Annotated in this window: 19 protein-coding genes; 8 read left to right on the top strand and 11 right to left on the bottom strand. The window is 43.3% G+C overall.

The genetic code is table 11. The features are described 5' to 3' along the window. Positions 1 to 127: 127 nt before the first annotated feature. Together ACYVRS_RS00380 and ACYVRS_RS00385 are read right to left on the bottom strand one after the other, a co-directional pair. Positions 128 to 1,039, bottom strand: coding sequence for a phosphate ABC transporter substrate-binding protein PstS family protein (locus ACYVRS_RS00380; protein WP_054115402.1), 912 nt, complete (start codon positions 1,037 to 1,039; stop codon positions 128 to 130). Between the two features lie 193 nt (positions 1,040 to 1,232). After that, complete coding sequence (locus tag ACYVRS_RS00385) at positions 1,233 to 2,405, bottom strand: pyridoxal phosphate-dependent aminotransferase (RefSeq protein ID WP_313539462.1); 1,173 nt, start codon at positions 2,403 to 2,405, stop codon at positions 1,233 to 1,235. A gap of 173 nt (positions 2,406 to 2,578) precedes the next feature. Between ACYVRS_RS00385 and ACYVRS_RS00390 the strand changes: the two genes are divergently transcribed. Further along, the gene (locus ACYVRS_RS00390; RefSeq protein WP_313539465.1) at positions 2,579 to 3,298 is read left to right on the top strand and encodes a DUF2087 domain-containing protein; all 720 of its coding nucleotides are present in this window, start codon (positions 2,579 to 2,581) and stop codon (positions 3,296 to 3,298) included. An 80-nt stretch (positions 3,299 to 3,378) separates the two neighbouring features. Here the strand turns inward: ACYVRS_RS00390 and ACYVRS_RS00395 are convergent, their stop codons facing one another. The 8 genes from ACYVRS_RS00395 to map all read right to left on the bottom strand — a co-directional run bounded on the left by ACYVRS_RS00395 (position 3,379) and on the right by map (position 11,096). Then, entirely contained in the window at positions 3,379 to 3,903 is a 525-nt protein-coding gene (locus ACYVRS_RS00395; RefSeq protein ID WP_054115405.1) for a type II toxin-antitoxin system Phd/YefM family antitoxin, read from the bottom strand. A gap of 113 nt (positions 3,904 to 4,016) precedes the next feature. After that, positions 4,017 to 6,164 (bottom strand): heavy metal translocating P-type ATPase, encoded by a 2,148-nt coding sequence (locus tag ACYVRS_RS00400; protein WP_461202125.1) that lies wholly within the window; start codon positions 6,162 to 6,164, stop codon positions 4,017 to 4,019. Positions 6,165 to 6,201: 37 nt separating this feature from the next. Next, positions 6,202 to 6,414, bottom strand: coding sequence for a copper chaperone CopZ (gene copZ, locus ACYVRS_RS00405; RefSeq protein WP_312497750.1), 213 nt, complete (start codon positions 6,412 to 6,414; stop codon positions 6,202 to 6,204). 32 nt (positions 6,415 to 6,446) lie between these two features. After that, positions 6,447 to 6,890, bottom strand: coding sequence for a CopY/TcrY family copper transport repressor (locus ACYVRS_RS00410; RefSeq protein ID WP_312497751.1), 444 nt, complete (start codon positions 6,888 to 6,890; stop codon positions 6,447 to 6,449). A gap of 113 nt (positions 6,891 to 7,003) precedes the next feature. Then, positions 7,004 to 7,990, bottom strand: a complete 987-nt coding sequence (locus ACYVRS_RS00415; RefSeq protein ID WP_461198205.1) for an aldose epimerase family protein — start codon at positions 7,988 to 7,990, stop codon at positions 7,004 to 7,006. Between the two features lie 109 nt (positions 7,991 to 8,099). Next, entirely contained in the window at positions 8,100 to 9,314 is a 1,215-nt protein-coding gene (locus ACYVRS_RS00420) for an undecaprenyl/decaprenyl-phosphate alpha-N-acetylglucosaminyl 1-phosphate transferase (RefSeq protein WP_054115409.1), read from the bottom strand. Positions 9,315 to 9,333: 19 nt separating this feature from the next. After that, on the bottom strand, positions 9,334 to 10,257 hold the full coding sequence (locus ACYVRS_RS00425) for a YihY/virulence factor BrkB family protein (RefSeq protein WP_461202127.1): 924 nt from the start codon (positions 10,255 to 10,257) through the stop codon (positions 9,334 to 9,336). A gap of 74 nt (positions 10,258 to 10,331) precedes the next feature. Continuing rightward, on the bottom strand, positions 10,332 to 11,096 hold the full coding sequence (gene map / locus ACYVRS_RS00430) for a type I methionyl aminopeptidase (RefSeq protein WP_054115411.1): 765 nt from the start codon (positions 11,094 to 11,096) through the stop codon (positions 10,332 to 10,334). Between the two features lie 176 nt (positions 11,097 to 11,272). On the opposite strand from map, the gene ACYVRS_RS00435 reads away from it, so the two are divergent. Next, complete coding sequence (locus ACYVRS_RS00435) at positions 11,273 to 11,716, top strand: flavodoxin (protein ID WP_054115412.1); 444 nt, start codon at positions 11,273 to 11,275, stop codon at positions 11,714 to 11,716. 39 nt (positions 11,717 to 11,755) lie between these two features. On the opposite strand, the gene ACYVRS_RS00440 is transcribed toward ACYVRS_RS00435, so the two are convergent. After that, complete coding sequence (locus tag ACYVRS_RS00440; RefSeq protein WP_054115413.1) at positions 11,756 to 12,331, bottom strand: TetR/AcrR family transcriptional regulator; 576 nt, start codon at positions 12,329 to 12,331, stop codon at positions 11,756 to 11,758. A gap of 230 nt (positions 12,332 to 12,561) precedes the next feature. Between ACYVRS_RS00440 and ACYVRS_RS00445 the strand changes: the two genes are divergently transcribed. From ACYVRS_RS00445 to ACYVRS_RS00470, 6 genes are all read left to right on the top strand, one after another. Continuing rightward, a complete protein-coding gene (locus tag ACYVRS_RS00445; protein ID WP_312497755.1) occupies positions 12,562 to 13,797 on the top strand; it encodes an aminopeptidase in 1,236 nt (411 codons plus the stop codon). Between the two features lie 140 nt (positions 13,798 to 13,937). Then, entirely contained in the window at positions 13,938 to 14,585 is a 648-nt protein-coding gene (gene efaR / locus ACYVRS_RS00450; protein WP_461198203.1) for a transcriptional regulator EfaR, read from the top strand. Between the two features lie 12 nt (positions 14,586 to 14,597). After that, positions 14,598 to 16,121 (top strand): glucose-6-phosphate dehydrogenase, encoded by a 1,524-nt coding sequence (gene zwf / locus ACYVRS_RS00455; protein WP_313539204.1) that lies wholly within the window; start codon positions 14,598 to 14,600, stop codon positions 16,119 to 16,121. Positions 16,122 to 16,223: 102 nt separating this feature from the next. Beyond that, entirely contained in the window at positions 16,224 to 17,015 is a 792-nt protein-coding gene (locus ACYVRS_RS00460; protein ID WP_461198200.1) for a hydroxymethylpyrimidine/phosphomethylpyrimidine kinase, read from the top strand. Further along, a complete protein-coding gene (locus ACYVRS_RS00465) occupies positions 17,012 to 17,491 on the top strand; it encodes an ECF transporter S component (RefSeq protein WP_054115418.1) in 480 nt (159 codons plus the stop codon). Before ACYVRS_RS00460 ends, ACYVRS_RS00465 begins: the two co-directional genes overlap by 4 nt. Before the next feature lie 6 nt (positions 17,492 to 17,497). Next, the gene (locus ACYVRS_RS00470; RefSeq protein ID WP_461198197.1) at positions 17,498 to 18,052 is read left to right on the top strand and encodes a TIGR01440 family protein; all 555 of its coding nucleotides are present in this window, start codon (positions 17,498 to 17,500) and stop codon (positions 18,050 to 18,052) included. The last annotated feature ends 62 nt before the right edge of the window (positions 18,053 to 18,114 follow it).

The following is an 18,114-nucleotide window of genomic DNA, read 5'->3' on the forward strand; positions in this document are numbered from 1 at the left end:
TTTTTCTATGATTCATCTATACCTACTGTCCACGCTATGATCTCATGCTTCGTGACAAACAATGACCAAATAAATGTATAAAAAGCGCACCTTCTCTTGGGAGAAGATACGCTTGGGGGCACTATATTTATTCGACGTTGGTGACATCTCCGTCTACACTGCGTTCAACTTTCATGTCAGTGATCGGCAAGTAGCCTAGATCTTTGACCGCGCCTTGTTGGACATCCTCCGTCAAGATATAATCAAGGAATGCTTTGACATTGGCATCTGGTTCACCATTGGTATACATGTGTTCATAAGACCAGATCGGCCATTGATTGTCTGCAATAGTTTCGGCCGTTGGTTCAACACCATCCAGTGACAACGCTTGAAGTGTATCATCTAAATAAGACAAAGCAAGATAGCTGATCGCTCCTGGTGTTTCAGCAACGATTTTGCGCACCGTCCCTGAAGAATCCTGTTCTTGCGTTTGGATCGTTTCAGCACCGTCTAGACCCCATTTTTCAAATGTCGCCCGTGTACCGCTGCCTGAAGCACGGTTGATGACCGCAATTTCTTGATCCGCACCGCCTAACTCAGACCAATTGGTGATTTTTCCTGTAAAAATACCAATCAGATCTTGTTTGCTGATGTCCGTCACGCCAACTTCTTTGTTGACAACAGGCGCCATACCCACCACTGCGACTTTATGATCCACTAGCTTACTTGCATCAACGCCGTCTTTTTCTTCGGCAAAGACATCTGAATTACCGATTGTTACAGCGCCGGCTTCCACTTGACTCAAACCAGTGCCGCTGCCGCCGCCTTGGACTGTAATTGTATAGTTGGGATTTTCTGATGTATAACTTTCACTGGCTGCCTCAACCAAAGGCTGCAATGCAGTTGATCCTACTGCTAAAATTTCTACGTTTTCTGTTGCAGCGCTACCGGAAGAAGCCGATCCGCTGGCAGCTTGGCTGCTTTCTGTGCTGGCACCCGAGCTGCCACAGCCCGCTAATAATAATCCTGTTGCAAAAAATAAAAGTCCCAATTTTTTCATTCGATAAATCTCCTTTCGTTATAGTCCTAGTGTAGCAAGACGGTGTAAACCCTTGATAGATTTCATGTAAAGATTCGATTGAGTTCTGTAAATCTTTTGTAAACAAAAGGTTTGCGTTGGCACACCTTGCTTCTGTTTATCGCTGATTTCCTGTATGGACACAAAAAAAAGAGCATCATCTGCTCTTTTCTTCTTACTGATGGTTCGTGACATAATCCGTTAGCCGGTTCATTGCTTCCTCTAGATTCTCCATGCTGGCTGCATAACTCAACCGCACATAGCCCTCTGCTTCGGGGCCAAAAGCAATGCCTGGAATAATCGCCAATTGATTCTTTTCTGCCAAATCAACGCAAAAGGCCATTGAATCTTGGTCAAAGCCTGCCGGTATTTTGGCAAAGAGATAAAATGCCCCAGAAGGTTTGGCGATATCAAATCCTAATCCAGTCATTTTTTCAAATAAAAAGTCACGTCGTGCCCGGTAATCAGCTTTCATTACTTCAGCATCATTGATTCCTTCAACCAATGCGCGGACAGCTGCTTTTTGTGAAATCGTCGAGGCAGCGGTCACCAAATATTGGTGTACTTTGATGATCTCTGCAGTCAGATTTGCTGGAGCGAAAATAAAGCCGATCCGCCATCCCGTCATCGCATGTGATTTTGACAATCCATTGATGACAATCGTTTGATCCCGCAAATACTCGGCAATTGACACATGTGGTTCATCATACGTCAATTCTGAATAAATCTCATCGCTGATGACGAAGACTGGATATTTTTTCAGTACATCTGCTAGTGCTTTGACTTCTTCTCGGGTATATACCACACCTGTAGGGTTGCTTGGATAATTCAAAATAACGGCTTTCACTTGATCACCGTGTTCTTCTAGCGCGGCTTCTAAGACATCCGGTGCCAAAACAAAATCATTGTCTGTGGTGTCTAAATAGATCGGTGTTGCATGAGCCAAAGTGATGATTGGTTCATATCCCGGATAGATAGGTGCAGGTAAAAGCACTTTGTCGCCTGGTTCTAATGTTGCCAATAAGGAAGCCGAGATGGCCTCTGTCGCCCCAATCGTGACTAATACTTCTGATTGATGATCATAATCCAATTGGTATTTTGTTTTGAGGAATAGACTGGCAGCTTCCCGCACGTCGGCAAGTCCCGCCATACCAGAGTAGTGACTGAAATTTTGTTCGATCGCTGTCATCCCAGATTGTTTGACGTGTTCTGGTGTATTGAAATCAGGCTCCCCCAACGTCAATTTTAATATATCTGGAATCGATGAAACCCGTTCGTCGAATGTACGAATCAAAGATACCGCGATTTTGTAAACTTCTTGATTAAATCGTTGACTGACATCTGCCATAAATGGTCACTCCTTTAGTGTAAGCAATAGTTTCGCTATTGTTGTTAATCCTACCACAAAATCGAAACAAACTTAAGATAAAACGCAAATTAAATTAAAAACCAATTTCGTTTGATTATAAACCAACATTACTATATAATGTCTATAAATAAGCAAACAAAAAGGGGCTAACTATGGAAAACAGCATTATAGATAAATTAAACGACTATCAACGCGGCTTTAGTCAAACAGAAACTGCTTACCACTGCCTATTTTGCACGGCTACTTTCAACAAAGAAGAAATCTATCCCCATGATGGTCACTTTTTTACTGCCTACAATCGAATCAATACCCATATTGCGGATACACATGGTGGCCCCATCGCTGGCCTTTTGGCTCAATCGAAAGAACAAACCGGTCTATCCGAAAGCCAACAAGAGATCCTACAACTCTTTGCAGAAGGCTTGAAAGACGCTGTCATCGCCCAACGTTTAGGTATTTCAACCTCAACAGTTAGGAGTCATCGGTTTAAATTAAAGGAAAAACAACGACAGGCGCTGGTTTTTTTAAGTATTATGTCCTTGTTGCAAGACACGCCCGAAGTCCCGCCTCATAAAGGGGCCACAATGATTGATGATCGGTATGCGATCACAGCTGATGAACGCAAAAAAATTATTGCAACCTACTTTGATGAAGCTGGATTTATCAAGCAATTCCCTAGTAAAGAAAAGCGGAAATTGGTCGTCTTGGGTGTACTCGCAGAGCGCTTTGATTCAGGAAAAAACTACTCAGAAGCCGCTGTCAATGATATCTTGAAACAAGCAATCAGCGATTATGTCACCGTTCGACGCTATTTGATTGAATATGGGTTCATGAAGCGAACAAATGACGGAAAAACCTATTGGCGTACCTAAAAAAACAGCCATCCTCTTATACATGAGGAAGGCTGTTTTTTGTGATGTCATTTGTTTCGTGCACTCATTTGTATCACCAATTATTTTTCTTTCAAGAAAATTTTCTTGATGATCAATTTATCAAACAATTGGGTTTGGTTGTCTTGTTCACCAATCACTTCTGCAGTGATTGCTTTACCATCTTGCTTTTTTCTAAGTTGATAGATGATTTTCCCAGATTCTTTCAGTTCACTGATCATATCAACGACACCGCCAAAACCTGTTTTTCGGGTGATAAATCCTAAAGCAACCATCCGCTCATCTAAATTCTTAGCGGAAATGCTGGCCCCCGTGATCAAGGCTTGACGCATGATATGCAGAAATTCTTCCAATCCTTCAACTGCCGGCTCTTCGATTTCTTCTACTATCGGTCTGGCCCGCAACGCATGTAATTCTTGTAATAACTTTTCGTATTGCTCTTGTGTCAGCATGACCCCCGCCACTTTTTCACGATTGAATACATAGACGGCTGTCCCGGCTTCTCGCGCTTGATTAAATACATCCATCGGAGATTTTTTTACTTCAGTGATCGAAGTAGTGGGAACATCCAGCTTCTTCAGTTCCATAATCAACGTCCTCCCTGTTCTCAACGCATTCATTATAGCATAAAGTATCTCAGAGGCTATACAAGATTTTGGTTGCAAAAGTAAAAGCCGCGTTGATTGTCCGTTGTTGGCTGTTATCTCCCATATGCTTCTTTTTTGATTGACAGGGTCATGGCATTGAGCGCGACAATGATCGTACTTAACGACATGAGGATCGCCCCCACTGCTGGATTCAATAAAATACCTAAAGGCGCTAAGACCCCCGCAGCCAATGGGATTGCTACGATATTATACCCAGCTCCCCACCAGAGGTTTTGGATCATTTTGCGCCGGGTTTGTTTGGCCAATGACAAAAAGTGCAAAACATCATTGGGATTGCTATTGGTCAAAATGACATCTGCTGAATCGATGGCCACATCTGTTCCTGCCCCAATGGCAATGCCGATCGTTGCCCTGGCTAAACTTGGCGCATCATTGATACCGTCGCCAACCATTACCACACGTTTGCCTTGTGCCACGTAAGATTTGACCAGTTGTTCTTTGTCTTCTGGTAACAGTGCAGCGTGAACCTCATCGATCCCTAAGTAGGCTGCCACAGCCTCAGCTGCTTCTTGATTGTCGCCAGTTGCCATGATTGGTGTGATTTGCATCTCTTTCAACGCCCGAATAAAATCAATGGCTTCTTCTTTGACCTGATCCCCCAAGGCGATAACGCCTGCGATTGCGCCTTGATGAACAAGAAAACTGATCGTATTGCCTTGTTCTTTGAAGGATTTGATTTTGTCCTCTGGCACAGTCAGTCCCAATTGTGTCAATCCTTTTTGATTGACGATCTTCCATGCTTCTTGATCGATCACACCGGACAAACCGATGCCGGCCTCGGTTTGGATATCCGTTGCTGCTTTGGGTGAAATGTTTTCTGCAGCAGCTTTTGCTAAAATACCTTCTGCAATTGGATGATTGGCCGTTTTTTCCAACCCTGCAAAATAGGCAAGTACATCATTCTTTGTCATTGTCCCCATCGATAAAACATCTGTGACCGCAAAAACGCCTTGTGTCAAAGTACCTGTTTTATCTAGGATCAATGCATCGATCTCATGGGCATTTTCCAATGCTTGCCGGTTTCTCAGCAAGAGGCCATTCTTGGCAGCAATCGACGTCGAACGCGCGATCACTAATGGAACCGCCAATCCTAATGCATGAGGACAAGCGATGACAAAGACGGTCACCATTCGGTCAAAGGCAGTGGGCAGATCTGAGAGATAGAGCCAAACGATAAACGTGCCAATTCCTGCGATCAACGCAACATAAAACAACCATTTGGCGACTGTGTCCGATAACGTTTCTAATGACGACTTATCCGCTTGGGCATTCCGTACCAATTCCATCACTTTTGCCAAATAGCCACTTTCTCCCGTACCCGTTACTTGGATCACGATCGATCCATTGCCATTGACAGAACCACCTATCACAGATTGTCCGCTTTTTTTTGTGACGCGCTTAGACTCTCCGGTAACGGCAGACTCATCAATCGTTGTTTCCCCTTCAATCACTTGCCCATCGGTAGGCACCTTATCACCAGCGCGTACGATCAGATGATCGCCTTCGACTACTTGATCCAATGGAACACGTTCTTCCCCATGATCATTTTTGCGCGTGACTTCTTTGGGCAGCAGGGCGGCCAATTGCTCAACCGCATTGCCAGCGTTCATCACTGCATTCATTTCGATCCAATGGCCTAATAACATGATGACGATCAATGTAGCCAGTTCCCAGAAAAAGTCCATCACATGCCCACCGCTTAAGAAATGATTGGCAACGAAGGCATATAAACTATAAAAATAGGCAACACTGATCCCCATAGCAACCAATGTCATCATCGCTGGACTCTTTTGCTTCAACTCCATTTTGGCGCCACTTAAAAAAGGCGCACCGCCATAAAAAAACAATATCGTCGCTAAGATCAGGACCAGCCAGTCTGAACCTGGAAACGTAAATTGAAAAGGCAGATCGACCCCCATCATTGGTGATAGAAATATGATTGGTATGGCGAGAACCAATGAGAGCCAAAACTTTTGTTTAAAATTCCCCATATGCATACTATGATCCATGCCACTCATGTCGTGATGATCGTGAGGGGTCATCTGCATATGATCCATATGATCGTGATCTTCATGATTGTGATCCTTATGTTCGTGATCCTTATGTTCGTGATCCTTATGTTCGTGATCCATCTTATGATGATCCGTCATGGTATGATTATCTGAACGATCTTTTCCCATCCTTACATCCTCCTATCCTCAGCTTTCTTTGTGAAAGCTATGCCCGAAACTGACCAGCATAGCCGGCATCTGTCACTGCTTTGATCAGCATGTCATCCGTCACTTGGGTTTCATCATATTTCACTTTGCTTTGTGCTTTCTTCAAATCAACTTTGGCTTTTTTGACACCTGGTACGTCACTCAAAGCTTGCTCGACTTTGGCAGCACAATGGGCACAATTCATCCCGTTGATCGTCATGATTTTTTTCATCTTTATTCCCCTTTTCTGTTTAGTTATCTTGGTTAATGCCCATGGACCTTACACTGACACTGACCAGGAATACAATTACAATCGATCGTAGCAACTGGCTGTTTTGCAGCCAGTGCTTCTTGCAGCATGGCGATATCCGCTGCAGTCAATTCGGCTTCCATGATCATTTCGGCGATCGTTTGGCCAATTTTTTTGGCGCAAATATGAGAAAATAAATTCTCTGTTGCACTGCGAACAGTCGCCTCTTCTGAAACCAATGGTGTATAAATAAATTTCTTCCCTTGAGATTCCGGCTGTAAGATTCCTTTTTTGACCAAACGCCCTAAAAGCGTTTTGACGGTTGCTGTTTTCCAATTTTTGTTTGCACTGAGCAAATCAGTGATTTCTTTGGCAGTCGATTGGCCCATAGTCCAAATCACGCGCATCACTTCCCACTCGGAATCGCTGATTTTGATAGGTTCCTTGATTGTTTCCATTGTTAACACCTCACTTTTATAAACCCGATAACCAAAGTTTACAACTGTAATCGTAATTTGTCAAAAAAAGATGCTTCATTCATCAAGAATAAAGCACTCTTTTTGTTCTCTCTTTAAAAATGGACACGATACGTCGTGACGGAGTGGAACGGGGTATCAGGACGCAAGCTGATATCGCCAAATTGACTATATTTTTCCGTACCTGGAACGCCTTGTGTTTCGATCGCCATTGCGCCATGATTCGCCATTGGACCGGTTTTCATTGCTGCCCCGACTTCGCCAGTTCCAGTCGTATAAATCACGACTGCGGGACGGTCTGTTGTCACGGTTAAGCGCACTTTCTGATCTGGGCTTGTCACTTGCAGATCCCAGGCTTGATCATGATCAAGTAAAAATGGATCATCTAATATCGTATCCCCAATCTCACGTTCGTTCGTAAAATCAAATTTGGTTCCTGTGACCGCGGTTTTTTCTCCAGTTGTCGTAACATCATCATTGGTTTCTGCGACATGTTGGGCATTGATCTGGACCAAATGTCCATCAATGGCTTGCTGGGTATCCCCTGTCAAGTTGAAATAGCCGTGGTTGGTCGGGTTGAATAGTGTTGCTTGATCCGTGACAGCATCGTATGCAATGGATAGTTCGTGGTCATTTGATAACGTATAGGTCACTTGATAGCGAACATTACCCGGAAATCCCCCCGTCCCATCTGTACGGTTCGTCGTAAAAATCACCCCTGCACTATTTGCCTCTTCGAAGGTTTCAGCAAGCCAAGTATCCGTATCTAGGCCTTTGAAACCCCCATGCAGCGTATTGCCATCATCATTGTCTTCTGTTTCGTATTCTGTACCATCGATCACGAAACGGGTACCAGCGATCCGTCCCGCGACAGGTCCGATCGTTGCACCATAATAGCGGGCATCGATATGTCCTTGGATCGAGTCATACCCCGCTACAATATCTCTTCCTTCTTCGATTGGAATGACCCAATCTAATAAGCGAGCACCTTCAGGACTTACCCTAACAATGGTACCGCTCTCATTCGTCAACTCATAAATCGTTCCCATTGTATCTGAAGTCAGTTGTTTGACACTTGTCATTTGCATATTCCTTCTTTCCTTTACATTTTGATAGCCACCTTCAGTATAGACTTTCATGACACTCCGCGTCAAATATGCACAAAAAAAAAACAAGCAGTATCTGCTCGTTTCATTTTTTGTGCTTTGGTTGATAGTGTTTGCGCTTCATTCGTTCATCTTTGATTTGCGCAGCATCTTCAATGCGTTCTTTTTCTGACTTTCTTTCGGTCCGTTTCTCCGAATGATCCTTCAGTATCTCCTGGCGATACCGACGATTGCCTAAAAATTTCAATGCATGCATCAGAGGCTGCCGGTTTTCTCCCACCAAACCAATCAATTCAATAAATAATTCAATCCCAAAGCCAGTACTGATGATCAGCAATATGATTGCCGTGTTGCTGGCATAATTCATCAGCAATGCAATAAATGAAAAGACCAATGCCAGTGCATAGATCGTCAAAACGGTTCCTCGGTGCGTAAATCCTAACGATAGCAGCCGATGATGCAAATGCATTTTGTCGGCAGATGAGATTTTTTGTTTATTGAACTTGCGGCGGATCATGGCATACACTGTATCCGTGATTGGTACACCCAGAATCAGCATAGGTGTCACAACAGTGATGAACGTGGCATTTTTTAACCCTTGCAATGACAATACTGAAATCATAAAGCCCAGAAACAAAGCCCCTGTATCCCCTAAGAAAATCGTTGCGGGATAAAAATTGTATGGGAAGAAACCGACGATCGCAGCAATCAGTGTGAATATCACCATAGGTACCTCTACCGAATTCGGCAAGAAGAAATAACTGATGATCCCTATCGTGGTCAAACTGATGATCGACACCCCACTAGCCAACCCATCTAATCCATCGATCAAATTGACTGCATTGGTGATCGCCAAAATCCAAAGAATCGTCATTGGCAGCCCCAGCCAGCCCAAATCAAATACGCCAATATATGGAATAGATATCGTGCTGATTTTGATATCGGCCACAAAATAAATGACGAGTGCGGCAATCGTCAAGCCCATCACTTTCTGCAACGGACTCAATTCAAAGATATCATCCATTAGCCCTGTAAAGACCACGATCGCAGCCCCCAGAAGCATTGGCCATACATAATCGAATGGAAGCATTTCTCGAAATTCCCATAATAAAGCAAAAGAAAAAGCAAGGAAAATACTCAATCCGCCTGCTGTTGGCATGGTCTTGGTATTGATCCGCCGATCGCCTGGTCGATCTACCGCGCCGATTTTAAATGAAACCAATTTGATGATTGGCGTGAGGATCAATGAGATGATCATCGTGATAAACAAACGTACCACAAATTTAAAGGCAAAATCCATCTTGTTTACTCGCTTTCCATTATTTCTCTTTATTTGTGAAGGTATCTTCTATTTTAGATGATAGCCGTTCTACGGGGTCTTTTCGTGTTCTGATTTCCTGTCCGGTCACATATTCCTCTACCACAGCATTGATGATACCGCCTAAGATGACGATCGTCGCAGCAAGATTCAGCCAGATCATCAGCACAATGAAACTCCCAATAATTTGGTACCCGCTGATTTTGGCGGTGAAATAGCGTGCATACAAGCCAAAAACTTGTGACAACAGCATCCAGCCAACCGTGGAAAAGATGGCACCTGGAAGCGTGGAGCGCAGTTTTACCTTGGCATTGGGTACGAGCCAATAAATCATCATCATAATGAACAGTAGGGCGAAAATCGTCAGCGGCCACTTCAGGGTTTGAAATGTACTGATGATATTATCTGGAAACTGGAAAATCGGCTGCAGCAAATCTAAGATCATCTTCCCTAGGCCAAAGACCATCGTTACACCGACGATTGCGATCATAAACAACAACAATATGACAAAGGATACGGCGCGTACAACAATGAAATTAGCGCGCTGCTCGACACCAAAAGCTTTATTCATCGCAATCTGCAGGGCATTGATACTTTGACTGGCAGACCATAATGCAGCCAATACCGAGATAGACAACAAGCCCCCAGAACTAGTGGTCAATAAGTTTTCGATAGCCGGGCCGATAAAATCATAGATTTCACTCGGAAACAATTCCTGGACATAGGGTAACACGGTATTCGGATCGATGGATAAAAATGGCAGTAAATTGCCCACTGCGATCAGCAAAGGAAACAGTGAAAACAATAAATAGTAGGCGACAACTACTGATGTTGTGCCCATTTCTGATTCCGTGATTCTCACCTGTGTTGTTTCGATAAATCGCATCAGTTTCTGATTGCCTTTGACTTTATCTACGATTTTCATGTTGTCCATCCTCCGCCAGCGGTCATCTGCCTTTTTGTCATTTTTTGTTTCTTTGTATGCGCGTCCTTCATTCGTTAATACGTACCTTCTTCTCCTTGAGAAGTTAAAATCTTGGGACCTTCTTTTGTGATTGCCAAACTATGTTCATATTGACAGCTTAATCCGCCATCTAACGTATAGGCAGTCCAACCATTCGGGTCCATTTTCATCTTCCATGTACCTGTATTGATCATCGGTTCGATCGTGATGACCATCCCTTCTTTCAAACGCAAGCCTTTGCCTGCTTCGCCATAATGCGGAATCATTGGACTTTCATGGATCGTTGGTCCAATGCCGTGGCCGACAAAGTCACGGACTACACCGTAGCCTTCTTTTTCGGCATAAGTTTGAATCGCATGACCAATGTCACCAATACGGTTGCCAACTTGTGCTTGTTCGATACCCAAATATAAGGCTTTTTTCGTCACGGCCATCAAACGGTCGATCTCTGGCGTCGATTCTCCGACCACATAGCTCCAACAAGAATCAGAGATTGCTCCTTTTAAATCGATACACATATCTACTTTGATCAAGTCGCCATTTTTCAATGGCTTTTTCCGAGGAAACCCGTGGCAGATCTCATTGTTGATGCTGCAGCAAGTTGCATATTTGTAATCTTCAAAACCAATTTGAGCAGCAATACCGCCATGACTTTCAATGTAGTTTCGGACAAACACCTCAATATCCCAGCTGGTGATACCCGGTTGAATAAAGTCCCGCAATTGTTTGTGCACGTCGGCCAATAAAGCACCGGACGCAGCCATACTATCGATTTCTCTGGCTGATTTTAATGTAATCATGTTCTCGTCTCCCTCAATTAAATTCCTCTTATTTTAACACAGAAAGACACAGTTGGACAAAATTCACCGCCATTATAAAGAGTTTTTCAAGATTTGTTTTCAATTTCCCGTGATTTTGCTATAATCTAATAGAGTTTTCCCGAGAGAACTGTAGAAAGATTGGAGGAAATAAGCCAATGACTTTAGCAAAAATCGTTTATGCGAGTATGACCGGCAACACAGAAGAAATCGCCGATATCGTCTCAGAAGCATTAGAAGATGCAGGTCTAGAAGTAGAAATGAACGAATGCACCCAAGTGGATGCCGAAGACTTTGAAGATGCCGATATTTGCATCGTCGCTACTTATACCTATGGGGATGGCGAATTGCCGGACGAAATCGTTGATTTTTATGAGGATCTGCAAGAATTGGACTTAAGCGGAAAAATTTTTGGTGTTTGCGGATCTGGTGACACGTTTTATGATGACTTTTGTCAATCAGTGGATGATTTTGAAGCTGCATTCAGCAAGACTGGTGCAACCAAAGCTGCGGATAGCGTCAAAGTCGATTTAGCTGCTGAAGAAGATGATATTCAGCATTTAGAAGCCTTTGCCAAAAAAATCGTTGCGGCGATTGGCTAACAGACAAAACGCCTCTTTCAAAAGAAAGAGACGTTTTTTTTAATGATACGTAATATCGATCGGTGTTTCTCTAATGAGAATATTGTCCACCGTTTCAGTCATTAATTTTGCGATTTGGTCTTCAGTTGGGTGAATGATGCCAGAAGACATTAAAGCAGCTAATCCAGTCGCAACGATCCAAACACCTGTATGCAGCGACTGCAATTCCACAGTCGACAACTCACTATATTTGGCATCTTTTTTCACAGATTTGACAAACAAATCAAATGAAAATTGCTGCATTGAATCTCCTCCACCGTATTCTTCTAAATACAAAGCACGGTATAGGCGTTTTTCTTTATTCGCAAAACCGATATAATTCAATGTCAAATCAACAATGATATCTCCACGACGTTCAATTGGAAATACCTCCGTCGCTAAGTAGTCAAAAATTTGACTGATCAGTGCACTCTTTAAATCTTCCATATTCTTAAACTCTAAATAAATCGGTTGGGTTGAACACTTCATTTTCGCTGCGATATTGCGTGCGGTAAAACGGGTGAATCCTTCGGTCGCGACAACTTCATAGGCAGCTTTTAAAATCTGGTCTCTAGTGATCGTTTTCTTTCTTGCCATAATTTTTTAATCTCCTTAATCCTGCTATACATCGCTTTCAGAAAAACCTTTTTCTTATTGTATCATGTTTTTTTAAGTTTGCAAAACAACTTTTAAAATATACTTGTTCAATGTTTCAAGGAAAAAGACTATATTTTGCCTGTTTTTTTGCAATCAATTTGGTTTGTGAAGAAAAAAAATAAGTGCTATCATAAAGTGAGTTATAAAAAGAAGAAAATGGAGGAATTTTAATGGTTTTACCAAATTTTAATCAAAACTTAGAAAAATATGCCCAGCTGATCACTGAAGTTGGTGTAAATGTCCAAGCAGGACACACGATCGTGATCCAAATCGCTGTTGACCAAGCACCTTTGGCTCGTTTATTGACGACCAAAGCTTACGAATTAGGCGCTGCTGAAGTCATCGTACAGTGGACAGATGATGTTGTCCAAAAAGAATTTTTGAGCCATGCGGCAGATGACCGACTTTCAAACATCCCTCAATACAAAATTGACCAGACAAATGATTGGGTCGAAAAAGGAGCGAGCCGGATCAGCGTTGTTTCCGCCAATCCAGATGCGCTTGCGGGTGTTGATTCAGACCGTGTTGCGTTATTCCAAGCAGCCTCAGGCAAAGCAATGATGAATTTGCGTCAAGCAACCCAAGCCAACAAAGTCAGTTGGACTGTCGTTGCAGCAGCTGGTGCTGATTGGGCTCAAAAAGTCTTTCCAGATGTTGCTGCCGATGAAGCCCAAGACAAACTATGGGATCAAATCTTCAAAACGACACGCATTTATGAAGAAGATCCAGTTGCCGCTTGGAAAAAACATGATGAAACGTTACAAGTCAAAGCCGAAGCGCTGAATAAGGAACAATTTTCAGCGTTGCACTATACTGCACCAGGCACTGACTTAACAATTGGCTTACCGAAAAATCATCTTTGGGAAGGCGCTGGCAGCTACAATGCCCGCAATGAGAAATTCATGGCCAACATGCCGACTGAAGAAGTCTTCACAGCCCCTGATGCCCGTCGGATCGATGGCTATATTTCAAGTACCAAACCATTGAGCTATGCTGGAACGATCATTTCTGGCATGAAATTTACCTTCAAAGATGGCAAGGTCGTTGATTTTTCTGCAGAACAAGGAGAAGAAGTCCTTGGCAAATTGTTAGCGATCGATGAAGGTGCCAAAAGCTTAGGCGAAGTGGCATTGGTTCCTGATCCATCCCCTATCTCTCAATCAGGCATTATTTTCTTCAACACCCTATTTGATGAGAATGCATCAAATCATTTGGCGTTAGGATCAGCTTATGCCTTCAGTTTACAAGGCGGCACCGAGATGTCAGAAGACGAATTAGCTGCTGCAGGGTTGAACAGAAGCCAAACCCATGTTGACTTTATGGTTGGTTCTGATCAAATGTCCATCGATGGCATCAAAGAAGACGGTTCCACCGTTCCAGTATTCCGCAATGGTGACTGGGCATAATGCAGTTTTTTTCGGAGGCGCATCCTGCGCTTCCGTTTTTTACATAGAATATTTATTCAGCATCAGATTTTACAATAGTCATAGGCTATTTTTTTTGATAAAATCAATGTTGATAGTCTTTGATCAGAGAGGATGATACGATGACACCAAATCGAGAAGATTATTTAAAGCTGATACTAGAGCTTGGTGGGGACCAAAAAAAAATCAATAACAAACAAATCGTGTCAGGATTAGCGGTTTCCGCAGCCTCCGTTAGTGAAATGATCTCTAAGCTACTAAAGGAAGGCTTAGTCGAACACTCTCCTTATCAGGGCGTTCAATTAACCAATACCGGACTTGCCTCTGCCAGTGCATTGATCCGCAAACATCGCTTGTGGGAAGTGTTTCTCGTTGAGCACTTGCATTATTCGTGGAATGAAGTGCACGATGATGCCGAGGTTTTAGAGCACGTGACTTCTGAGACCCTCGCCTCACGCTTGGAAACCTACCTCGACAATCCCCGTTTTTGTCCTCATGGCGGCATGATCCCTGAACAAGGTCAGATGATTCATGAAGGAGAAAAAAATACCATGAGCAGCTTCCCTGTCGGCACGAAGATCCGGATTGCGCGCGTTCTTGATGAGCGGGAATTATTGGATTATCTTGTAGCGATTGATCTGAATATCCATGAAGAATATCAAATCATCGATGCGGCGGCTTATGAAGGACCCATCACGATCAAAAATGACGCAAAAGAAATCTCGGTCAGCTACAAAGCGGCTAGTACGATTTTTGTCGATAAACTGTAAGGAGTGAACAGAATGGAAAAAAAGGTACTTTTTACAATCTTTGGCGGAACTGGTGATTTGGCCCAGCGCAAGCTCTACCCTTCCTTGTTTCGGTTATACAAGAAAGGTGATTTAAAAGAAGACTTTGCCGTGATTGGCACAGCACGTCGTCCTTGGTCTGACGAACATTATCGAGAAGTGATTTTAGATACGATCAAAGATTTGATCGAAGACCAGGAACAAGCTGAAACATTTGCTTCACACTTTTATTACCAATCCCATGATGTCACCGATACAAGTCATTACGATTCCCTAAAAAATTTAGCTGATACATTAAATAAACAGTATCATTTAGAAGGCAATCAACTGTTTTACTTGGCAATGTCACCTGATTTTTTTGGTACGATCGTTTCTCATCTGAAATCACAAGGCATGTTAGACACGGATGGTTATCATCGTGTGATCATCGAAAAACCATTTGGCAGTGACTATGAAACTGCCAAAGAACTTAATGATGCGATCAACACCGTATTTTCAGAACAAGAAATTTATCGTATCGACCATTATTTAGGCAAAGAAATGATCCAAAATATCTCTGCGATCCGTTTTGCGAACAATATTTTTGCTTCGATGTGGAACAACCGGTATATCGACAATGTACAAATCAATATCGCAGAAAACTTAGGCGTTGAAGAACGCGGTGGGTATTATGATAAAAGCGGTGCATTGAAAGATATGGTCCAAAATCATATTTTACAAATTCTTTCATTGCTTGCAATGGAGCCGCCAGTCGCCTTCTCAGAAAAAGAACTGCGGACTGAAAAAATCAAAGCCCTGAATGCCATTCGTATCTATTCCGAAGAAGAAGTCAAAACGCACTTTGTTCGCGGACAATATGCCAAAGGAAAGCTAGAAGACACATCATTTGCTGGGTATCGTGAAGAAGGCAACGTGGATGAGGCGTCAGCGACAGAAACATTTGTAGCCGGCAAGTTCTTGATCGACAACTTCCGCTGGTCTGGTGTTCCATTCTATGTCCGGACAGGCAAACGCTTGACTGAAAAAGGAACCCGGATCAATATTGTTTTCAAACAAGTCCCAGTCAATGTCTTCAAACAAGACTTGAACAAAGCAAATACCAACGAGAACCTGGCACCAAATGTCTTAACGATTTACATCCAACCAACAGAAGGTTTTTCATTGTCGCTAAACGGCAAAGAAATCGGTCAAGGATTTGACACGGTCCCTGTAAAATTGGATTACCGCAATAGTGCAGAGATCGTTGAAAATACCCCCGAAGCCTATGAAAAATTGCTGCTGGATGCGCTGAATGGCGATGGCACCAACTTTACCCATTGGGACGAAGTCGCACAATCATGGCGTATCGTTGATGTCATCCGTCACGCTTGGGATCAAGAAACACCTGACTTCCCTAACTATGCAGCTGGAACCATGGGACCGCAAGCAGCGTATGATCTATTGGCTGCTGACGGTTTCGAATGGATTTGGCGCCCAGATGAATGGTATCGTGAACGACATTTATTATCAGACAATTAAACAAACGACCAATTGGATGGTTCAAAAAACACCCAATTGGTCGTTTTTATTTTGCTGATTTTTTGTATAATTGAAAGAAAAAGCGGATCACGGAGGACCTTTATGCATCAAGTATTAACGATTGCCGGTTTGGATAGCTTAGCTGGCGGCGGCGCAACCGCAGATATTAAAACATTTGAAGAATTCAACGTTTTCGGTCATGTTTTATTGACGTCTGTAGTTGCGATCGATCAACCGATCCTATTTCACGATTTACCGTTGTCTGTGATCCAGGCGCAACTTGACTCTTTAAAAAAAGCCGTTGATTTTTCTGCCATCAAAATTGGTTTGATCCATCAAGTACCTGCGATTGATTTAGTAAAGGAATTTATAACTGAGATCGACAGTCCTGTCATTTTAGATCCGGTACTTGCTTTCAAAGAAGGAGATACACAATTTAATCAAGCGTATCAAGAAGGTTTGATTCAATTGTTTCCGTATAGTACTTTAGTCACACCGAACTTGGCAGAAGCCGAGCATTTCGCTGCTATGCCGATCCACACTGTTGCTGATATGAAATTGGCAGCCGAAAAAATCAGTCATCTTGGTGCGAAGCAGGTGCTGATCAAAGGCGGCAGCCGAATCCCAGGTGCTTTCGCTTATGATGTCTTGTACCAACAAGGAACATTTACTTTATTGGAAGCACCAAAAAGTACCGCTCAAACAACAAATGGCGCCGGCTGTACCTTATCTGCAGCTATTGCCGCGTTATGTGGACAAGGCATCCCTCTAGAAGAAGCTGTTCACACAGCCAAAGCCTTTATCTTGGCGGGTATCGACGCAGGGATCTCTTTAAACAATCAAGAAGGCATTGTGAATCAACTGGCCTATTTCAGAAAGGAGTATACACAATGAACGTCAAACAACTGACACGAATTGCTATGCTGACCGCTTTGACCACTGCCTTGTCATTGGTCTTCATCATTCCCGTTCCCCAAACGAAAGGTTTTGTCACATTATGCGAAACCGGCATCTATACCGCAGCGTTGTTGTTTGGACCAGCTGCCGGTACATTCGTCGGCGGTTTGAGCGGTGGTCTGATTGATCTATTGTCGGGTTATCCCGAATGGGCGGTTTTTTCAATTTTGATCCATGGATTTCAAGGTTGGTTGGTAGGTCGCTTGGCCCATCGCCCTGTCTTAGCAGTCACGCTGGGTAGCCTCATCATGATTCTAGGGTATGCGGCTGCCACGATCCTGTTATTTGGTTTAGGTGCTGGTCTTGCATCGATCCCTAGTAATTTGATCCAAACGATTTTCGGCAGTATCGTTGCATTGCCTTTGGTACAAGCATTACGCCGCACCAACAAATTTCCTTTGAATGAGAGATGATCATATATGATAGCAACAGATGAATTACGCAAAGCATTACAAACAATCGTCAATGAGGTGCTTTCAGCAGCCAATGTCAAAGAAAATGAGCTATTCGTGTTGGGCTGCTCCACTAGCGAAGTCGTTGGGGGCATGATTGGCAAAAATTCGAGTCAGGAAACCGGCGTTGTGATTGTTGAAACAATTCTGGATATCCTTAGACCTAAAGGCATTCGATTGGCTGTCCAGGGGTGTGAACATCTCAACCGCGCACTCGTCGTCGAACAATCGACTGCAGACCGTTATCAATTGGAAGAAGTGGCAGTCGTTCCTGCCTTGCATGCTGGTGGGGCCTGTTCGGTTGCAGCCTTCCAATTATTTGATGCTCCAGTTGAAGTGGAACACATCGTTGCCAAAGCAGGGATTGACATTGGCGATACTGCCATCGGTATGCATATCAAGCACGTACAGATACCCATTCGACCTAGTATTCAAACCTTAGGCGGTGCCCATGTGACCGCTTTAGGGTCACGGCCGAAATTTATCGGCGGGCCTCGCGCCACTTACCTTGATCCACTGTAAAAATAATCAACAAAATAAAAACGGCAGCACATCAACCAAAATTGTGTGCTGCCGTTTTGTGT

The organism is Enterococcus salsurae, assembly GCF_054784955.1.